Genomic DNA, 381 nt, shown 5'->3' with positions numbered 1-381 from the left:
CAGCACAGATGCGCACCATCGAGGATACATGGCGTCACCTCGGCCAACTCATCTCAAACATCACGCAGGACGAATGCGCAAACTACCTCCAAAACGCTGGGTACGCTTCCGTCAAAACCTGAAAGGCTCTAGTCGCGGGCAATGGGGGTGTCCTCGCGACCGCCCCATTCGGCCCAGGCGCCATCGTACAGCACGACCCGGCTCGCGCCGATGATATCGAGCGCAAGAACCAGCATCGCGGCGGTCACGCCGGACCCGCAGCTCGTGATGATGGGCTGACGGGTGTCCACGCCCCGTTCATCGAAAATGGCCTGCAACTGCTCTGGGGACTTGAGCTTGCCGTTCTCGACGAGTTCGGGGAACGGAACATTGTGCTACCCG

General features: G+C 61.2%; 1 pseudogene. It reads right to left on the bottom strand.

The features are described 5' to 3' along the window. Positions 1-128: 128 nt before the first annotated feature. Positions 129-326: pseudogene (locus FLQ44_RS23670) on the bottom strand (hypothetical protein); the annotation flags it as partial. Positions 327-381 lie beyond the last annotated feature (55 nt).

Origin of the sequence: Vogesella mureinivorans (assembly GCF_007644035.1) — a bacterium.
In the GTDB taxonomy this organism is placed as follows: Bacteria; Pseudomonadota; Gammaproteobacteria; order Burkholderiales; family Chromobacteriaceae; genus Vogesella; species Vogesella mureinivorans.
Note: the sequence above shows the minus strand (reverse complement) of the source record. Positions and strands in the feature narration are given on the sequence as shown.